We start from the raw sequence: 6105 nt of genomic DNA on the forward strand, positions 1-6105 counted from the left end.
CTGATGGAGCACGCATCAAAATTCCTGATAGAAAGGCGGTGAGAATTTGGGGCACAAACGAATGTTTTCACTGAATGTCGTAGACACCGACAAATTTATGGATATGCCCACAAGTACGCAGGCGCTTTATTTCCACCTTGGAATGCATGGTGACGATGATGGTTTTGTATCGTCACCGCGAAAAATTGCCCGTGCTGCAGGCTGCAATGAGGATGATTTAAAACTGCTTGCAGCAAAGGGCTATATCATTCCGTTTGAAAGTGGTGTTGTCGTTATTACCGATTGGACATTGAACAACACACTGCGTAATGACCGGTACAAAGCCACTGTTTACCAAGCGGAAAAGGGCTTGCTTGCCATGAGCGCATCCGGGAGATATGTTCTAAAATCTGCTTCGGATCTTGACGGCATACCAAGTGACAACCAATCGACTACCATTGGTACACCACTGGTTTCCAGTTTGGAACCACAACATAACTTAACAGAACATAACACAACAGAGCGTGATAGCGGCGCTTTTCGCAAAGCGCCGCCGGCGGACAAGCCGCCGCGCGCTCTCTTTGCCCCCCCAACGGTTGACGATGTTAGCGAATATTGCACCGAGAAGGGCATAGCCATAGATCCGGAAAGCTTTGTTGATTATTACGAAACCAACGGCTGGATGGCCGCCGGGAAAAACCCAATGAAAGACTGGAAAGCAGCTGTGCGCAGGTGGGCCAGACTGGAACGTGATAAGCCGGACAAAGGCAACGAAAGATGGCTTGATTAGCTATCATCCAATTCTAGCCGTTTTGGCGGCATCTGGCATTGCGTACAAGCGGCTTTTGCTTTTTTCGGTGATAACTTTCCCTATCGGAGCAGTTAGTCCCATGAAATCGGGGTAAGAATCCCGCCAAAACAGCAAAGTTGAAAGCACCATCATTTTAAGCAAAGGAGCATCGAACCATGGCAAGAGAACTGCCCGGATACCGCGACCAGCTGGAAAGCGTAATTGCAGCCTTTCCCGACAAGGAATGCCTGACCGTTCGGGACACGGCACGGTATACCGGCTTTACAGAAAAGACGGCGGCCACGAAGTTCCCTTTTGTGGGGCACGGTCTTGGCCGATACATCACCCGCACCAGTCTGGCCCGCACACTTGTGGACGTGAACGCAAAAAATAAGCCGCCCTCCCGGACGGCCCAAAACCCACTATTAGTGTAGCACTGTTGGGAGGGCGACACAATGGATAACACCAAAACCATAGAGCAGCGCCACGAAATGAACAGCCGTTTTGCGCAGCTGGCCCGACAGGGCGATCAAGAAGCCCTTGCCCGGCTCTGGGAGATCAACAAGCCTGTTCTGCACACAATGTTCTGGCGCTGGTACAGCAGGAACCAACGCACAGCAGAAGCCGCCGGGGTAACTATGGATGACTTAGAGCAAGAGGGCATCTTTGCCGTAATGCGGGCTGCCGAATACTATAATCCCGAAAAGGGCAGCTTCTTAACGGCTTTGCAATACTGTGTGCTGCACCAAATCCGCGAGACTGTGGGCTGCGTCCATTACGCAACAGCTAAGGACGGCAACAAAATAAGAATCCCGTCAGAGCCATTGAACGCCGCTCAGAGTCTGGATGAAGTGTTGCCGGGTACCGGAGACGAAGCAAGAACGCGCGGCGATATAACACCAGACCCGGCGGCGGCTCTGGAGCTGGAGAAGGCAGAACAAGACTATTATCTGGAAACGCTACGGGCAGTTCTGAACGAGGCGCTTTCCCTTCTTCCTGACCAGCAGCGGGAAATCATCGTGCAACGGTTTTATGATGACTTAACGCTGAAGCAGGCCGCCGAGGCCACCAGAATAACACCGGAACAGGCCCGGCGGCTTGAGTATTACGCCTTTCGCGCCCTGCGGCAAAACGCAGGCCTGCGCAGATTCTACGGCGAAGATCTTCTCTCCCGGGCCTATCAAGGAACCGGCTTCGGAACATGGAAGAGCGGCGGCAGCGTGCAGGAGCGCCTTGTGGAGAGACAGGAAGAGAAGGAACGCCGCCTTGCTGCATCCAGCACAAAGCATCTGGCCGAGCTGCTGGGGCTGCATGCGAAGGAGCTGTACGACTTTTTGGAGTGATCCCCCCATCTTGCTGGGAATCTTTCGACACTTGTGACGAAGGATGTTCCCGCCCTTGCAACCGTGCATTTGTCCGATTGGGGCGTGGTACAGAAGTGTACCACGCAGCCGTGCACACTTGTGTGCATAACAAACAAGCCCTTTCCCCCCACTTCTGGGGGAGCATCGCAACAAATTGCGATGGGGTATCCGCCGTGACTATGCCCACAAGTGGGTACGCTCTTCCCCGGCTCGTTGGGGAACCGTTGCAGCTAACTGCAAAGAGCTGATTCTTTGTGCAAAACGCCAGAACCAGACCATGCCACCGGCGCCGATCCGGCGCGCTGCGGCACTCCTGATTCAACAAAATGCACAAGACAGCCCCGGCGGCTAGATGATAAGGCCCCCCACCCGCACACCAGCGGAAAAATCTAATTCCTACTGGCGAGGGTAACTTTTTCCAACTCTAGCACCCAATTCATGAAAGGGGGTGATTTTATAGAAAAACTGAGTGTTGGTGGCAATACCTATTTGTTTGCCATTGGTGAATGCTTTTCGCAAGAGCTTTCTGCAATCTGCGGGGGCGATATCCGCAAGGTAGGCCACGCAATCGAAGCCATGAGCCACGACGAAAAAACAGCGACAGGAATCCGCTTTGCGTTGGCTATGTCTTTGGATGGTGCGGCTGTGGGCGGTCGTTTTGGCGTTGTTCCGCTCACTGCATCAGACTTGCAAGCGATGACTGAACGCGATCAGAAAAGAGTGCTTAACGCATCATGCAAGGCTATTGCAGCAGTCCAAAAAAAGGCCAAAAAACTTTCAAAAAAGCGAGGTGTAGAAAATGGCCGTAAACATTGGGCCGCGAATCGGCATAGACGGTGAGGCTCAGTTCCGGAAGGAAATCAGCAACATCATCCAGCAGCAGAAAACGCTTTCGTCCGAGCTGAAGGCGGTAACCAGCGCGTTTGATAAGAATGACAAGAGCGAGGAAGCCTTAACAGCTCAGGCAAAGGTACTGAACCAGCAGATTCAAGTACAGCAGCAGCGCCTTGAACAGTTGAAAAAAGGGCTTTCCTCTGCGTCTCAAAAATTCGGCGATGCTGACACCCGGACACTTCAATGGAAACAATCTGTAAACGAAGCCACCGCCCAGCTGAATCGTATGAAATCGCAGCTATCTGGGCTGGAAAACGGCGTGGAAGATGTAGGGGACGCGCTGAAAGATGCGAGCGACAGCGCATTGAGCTTCGGCGATATTCTTGGCGCAGGCGCCTTGATCGAAGGCACAAAGGCAATTGTAGGCGCGTTTGGCGATGCTGTCGAAAGCACGAAAGAGTACCGAAAAATCATGGCCAGCCTAGAAACATCCAGTCAGGCGGCCGGGTATACCGCAGAGCAAACATCCGAGACATTCCGGCAGCTCTATGGTGTTTTGGGCGACGATCAGACGGCGGCTACTGCTACCGCAAACCTGCAAGCCGTCGGGCTGTCGCAAGAGCAGCTGACTGGGCTCACAGACGCGGCCATTGGCGCATGGGCAAGATATGGCGACAGCATCCCCATCGACAGCCTTTCTGAGGCAATCAATGAGACTATCAAAACCGGAACCGTAACCGGCACATTTGCAGACGTGCTGAATTGGGCAGGTCAAAGCGAGGATGACTTCAACGCCAAACTTGCTGAAGCGTCCAACGAAAGCGAGCGGGCCAATATGGTGCTGCAAGCTATGGCAAGTCAAGGTCTTGCGCAGGCCGGTGAAGCGTGGCAGCAAAACAATCAGGATCTGGTGGACGCCAATCAGGCACAAGCGGAATTCAATGAAAATATGGCTGATCTGGCCGAACAAATTTCACCGATTGCAACAGCAATCAAGAAAAATTTCTCTGAAATGCTAGGCACTTTCTCCGACTCTTTAAGCGTTGTGGATTTTGGCGGTCTGGTAAGCGGGGCCGTTTCCATGCAAGAATTTTCCGCACAAATTTCGGAAGCCATTTCTAGCATCACATCCGAAATTGCCGCTAATCTTCCCGAAATTTTGCAAGCCGGAACCCAAATTGTAGCCTCAATCGGGCTTGGAATAATTCAGGCCGTTCCGCAGGTTATGACCGCCGCAAAAGGCTTGATTGATAACTTAACCGCCGGGATAAAGCAAAACCTTCCTAGCATAATTTCCAGCGGCGTGGAGTCTCTTGTTAGCTTTACCGGGGGACTAAAGGAAAATATCGGGAGCCTCGTCGACAGCGCACTGGAAATGATCCAGACTCTTGCTGACGGGATTATCGCGTCCCTCCCTGCCTTGATTGAAAACGTGCCGCTTATTGTCAGCAACGTGGCGAACGTAATCAACGAAAACGCCCCGAAATTGATTGCAAGCGCTGCTGAGCTAATCGGGAAACTGGTAATCGGCCTGATTCAGAATATTCCGGTTATCATTCAAAACATGCCACAAATTATCAAGGCAATTGTGGATTCTATCGCTGCATTCAACTGGGTAAGCCTGGGATCTAGTGTCATCAAAGGCATTGCAACCGGAATCAAAAACCTTGCGGGCAGCTTCAGGAGCACTATGAGCGGCACATTTAAGGAAGCTATGCAGGCTGCAATGGATGCGATCAAGGGATTCCCGAATCAAGCCATTCAGTGGGGGCGGGACATGATCTCGGGATTCGTTTCTGGAATTCTGGACTCCATCGGAAGTGTGGTAAGTGCCGTATCCAGTGTAGCAAATACAATTACCAGTTATTTGCACTTCTCGCGGCCCGATAAAGGCAGCCTAAGACAGTATGAACAGTGGATGCCGGACATGATCAACGGCATGGCAAAAGGCATCCGTGAAAACGCGTGGCAGCTGGAGGATGCGCTCAATGCGGCCACCAGCAACCTGCAAACAAACGTGAGCGTTGCCAGCCTGCCTGCATCCGGCGGCATGAACATGGGCGCTGTGAACATCACCATCAACGCGGCCCCCGGCATGGATGTGAACGCGCTGGCGGATGCTGTGGCGTACAAGATCCAGTCAATGGCTCAAAGAAAAGCGGCGGTCTGGTGAGCGTATAGTTTAAAAAAACGCCCGCTGGGGAATTGCACCGGCGGGCGTTCTGCTGTCACTCAGATTCTCTAAAATCATCCTCAAGCATATGCTTTCCTCTAGCCGGGTGCCCCAGCATTTCCTCCAGCCACGCGATAAAGGGCGCGGTGTATATGTGGGTGATGGCTTTGGTAGATCCAGCCGGAACAATGCCGTTGGCCCAGTGGAATTTACCGGCCACAATCTTCTGCACGAGGATGTCCTCTGTCTCTTTGAGCTGGTTGGCCCGGAACATCTCGACGCATTCATGGGAATTAATTTCAGGTTTCATCATGGACTTTACCTCGTCGGATGGGTTTGTCGGAGTTGGTTTTCGTACCTTCACAATAGCACGCAGCATCCGGCAGCGCAAGCTATAGTGCCAATAAAAAGGCCCGCCTGGACTTATCCTGACGGGCTTCTCTTTGCATCGCTCAATTTGTTAGCAGAGCCGAAATGTTGTCATAGGTTGCGGCAAGTTCCAAACCGTATAGGGTGTAATACTCGAATGAGCTGCAGCGTTTACCAATTCCATAAGCGTTGCCTGCTTCTGTCTTGCCAAGCTGTTTGGCGAATTGGAGCGCGTCTTTGGTGAAGTGTTTGGCTGCTTTGGCCGCTGGTACGGCATCGGAATGCCCTATGATCATTGCCTCCCGGTCGAAGATCCGGCGAACGTCCTCTTTTGTCATGGTCAATTCTCCTTTAATTTAGTTTTCAAGCCAACACGCAAAAGTGGCAACTCTTGCCACAAAAGCGGCGTCGTTTCGGCGCAGGATGTAAAGAAGGTCTAAGAGTCGCTGGTCTGCACCGTTGCGGGCCAGCAGCTCGATGGCTTGTTCAATGGCTTCTTTGTTCATAATGCCCACCCTCATGCAATCGTGAACCGGCGGACGGTCTGGGGCTTGCAGAACATGGCATACAGGCGCTTGTGGGCCGCTGCAAATGCC

General features: G+C 52.4%; 8 protein-coding genes. 5 read left to right on the forward strand and 3 right to left on the reverse strand.

The annotated features are described in order from the left end of the window. The first annotated feature begins 61 nt into the window (after positions 1–61). The 5 genes from B5F28_RS10410 (at position 62) to B5F28_RS10425 (ending at position 5140) form a co-directional block, all read left to right on the forward strand. Positions 62–769, forward strand: a complete 708-nt coding sequence (locus B5F28_RS10410; protein WP_087295829.1) for a hypothetical protein — start codon at positions 62–64, stop codon at positions 767–769. 176 nt (positions 770–945) lie between these two features. Next, positions 946–1203, forward strand: coding sequence for a hypothetical protein (locus B5F28_RS10415; protein ID WP_087295830.1), 258 nt, complete (start codon positions 946–948; stop codon positions 1201–1203). A 21-nt stretch (positions 1204–1224) separates the two neighbouring features. After that, complete coding sequence (locus B5F28_RS10420) at positions 1225–2112, forward strand: sigma-70 family RNA polymerase sigma factor (protein WP_087295831.1); 888 nt, start codon at positions 1225–1227, stop codon at positions 2110–2112. A 459-nt stretch (positions 2113–2571) separates the two neighbouring features. Continuing rightward, complete coding sequence (locus tag B5F28_RS14505; protein WP_143424728.1) at positions 2572–2973, forward strand: hypothetical protein; 402 nt, start codon at positions 2572–2574, stop codon at positions 2971–2973. Continuing rightward, on the forward strand, positions 2933–5140 hold the full coding sequence (locus tag B5F28_RS10425; RefSeq protein ID WP_087295832.1) for a phage tail protein: 2208 nt from the start codon (positions 2933–2935) through the stop codon (positions 5138–5140). Before B5F28_RS14505 ends, B5F28_RS10425 begins: the two co-directional genes overlap by 41 nt. Positions 5141–5195: 55 nt before the next feature. On the opposite strand, the gene B5F28_RS10430 is transcribed toward B5F28_RS10425, so the two are convergent. The 3 genes from B5F28_RS10430 to B5F28_RS14770 form a co-directional block, all read right to left on the reverse strand. Continuing rightward, positions 5196–5453 (reverse strand): hypothetical protein, encoded by a 258-nt coding sequence (locus B5F28_RS10430; RefSeq protein WP_087295833.1) that lies wholly within the window; start codon positions 5451–5453, stop codon positions 5196–5198. Between the two features lie 139 nt (positions 5454–5592). Next, positions 5593–5847: a hypothetical protein gene (locus B5F28_RS10435; RefSeq protein WP_087295834.1), complete on the reverse strand. Its 255-nt coding sequence runs from the start codon at positions 5845–5847 to the stop codon at positions 5593–5595. Positions 5848–5865: 18 nt separating this feature from the next. Then, positions 5866–6015 carry a hypothetical protein gene (locus tag B5F28_RS14770; RefSeq protein WP_158097578.1) on the reverse strand — a complete coding sequence of 50 codons (150 nt, stop codon included), beginning with the start codon at positions 6013–6015 and terminating at the stop codon, positions 5866–5868. Positions 6016–6105 lie beyond the last annotated feature (90 nt).

Origin of the sequence: Gemmiger sp. An194 (genome assembly GCF_002160145.1) — a bacterium.
In the GTDB taxonomy this organism is placed as follows: Bacteria; Bacillota; Clostridia; order Oscillospirales; family Ruminococcaceae; genus Allofournierella.